Annotated in this window: 1 protein-coding gene and 1 pseudogene; both read left to right on the top strand. The window is 69.4% G+C overall.

Annotated features, from left to right (window positions below; genetic code table 11):
• Nucleotides 1-363, top strand: a pseudogene (locus MRBLMG1_RS36160) (ABC transporter); the annotation flags it as partial.
• Nucleotides 360-1,120 (top strand): ABC transporter permease (locus MRBLMG1_RS36155; protein WP_367828404.1); only part of this gene is annotated, 761 nt, incomplete at its 3' end. The pseudogene MRBLMG1_RS36160 and the gene MRBLMG1_RS36155, both read left to right, overlap by 4 nt.

Here is a 1,120-nt window from a genome sequence, read left to right as displayed (position 1 = left end):
GAAGCCGACCAACTCGCCGACCGCATCGCCGTCCTCAACAACGGCAAGATCGCCGCCGAAGGCACCGCCGAGCAGCTCAAGCGCCTCATCCCCGGCGGCCACGTACGCCTCCGCTTCTCCGACCCGGCCGCCTACCAGTCCGCCGCGACCACGCTCGCCGAGGCCACCAGGGACGACGACTCACTCACCCTGCAGCTCCCCAGCGACGGCAGCCAGCGCGAACTGCGCTCCATCCTCGACTGGCTCGACGCGGCCGGTATCGAGGCCGACGAACTCACCGTCCACACCCCCGACCTCGACGACGTCTTCTTCGCCCTCACCGGTCCCGAGCGGCCGAACCAGTCCACGGAGGCCGTCCGATGAGCACTCTCTCCCTCGCCCTGCGCGACTCGTCCACGATGCTGCGCCGCAACCTCCTGCACGCGCGCCGCTACCCGTCGCTCACCCTGAACCTGCTGCTCACGCCGATCATGCTGCTGCTGCTCTTCGTCTACATCTTCGGAGACGTGATGAGCGCGGGCATCGGCGGCGGCGGCGCCGACCGCGCCGACTACATCGCCTACCTCGTGCCCGGCCTCGTGCTGATGACCATCGGGTCCACCACGATCGGCACCGCGGTCTCCGTGTCCACCGACATGACCGAGGGCATCATCGCCCGCTTCCGCACCATGGCCATCCACCGCGGCTCCGTCCTCTTCGGACACGTCGTCGGCAGCGTCCTCCAGTCCGTCCTCAGCGTCGTCCTCGTCGGAGCCGTCGCCGTCGCCATCGGCTTCCGCTCCACCGACGCCACCGCCCTGGAATGGCTCGCGGCCTTCGGCCTGCTCGTCCTGTTCGCCCTGGCGCTCACCTGGATCGCGGTCGGCATGGGCATGGTCAGTCCGAACGCCGAGGCCGCCAGCAACAACGCCCTTCCGCTGATCTTCCTGCCGCTGATCTCCAGCACCTTCGTCCCGATCGACGCGATGCCCGGCTGGTTCCAGCCGATCGCCGAGTACCAGCCCTTCACCCCCGCCATCGAGACCCTCCGCGGCCTCCTCCTCGGCACCGAGATCGGCAACAACGGCTGGATCGCCGTCGCCTGGTGCCTCGCCCTCACCGTCCTCGGCTACCTCTGGTC

Origin of the sequence: Streptomyces sp. LMG1-1-1.1 (assembly GCF_040815545.1) — a bacterium.
Classification (GTDB): Bacteria; Actinomycetota; Actinomycetes; order Streptomycetales; family Streptomycetaceae; genus Streptomyces.
Note: the sequence above shows the minus strand (reverse complement) of the source record. Positions and strands in the feature narration are given on the sequence as shown.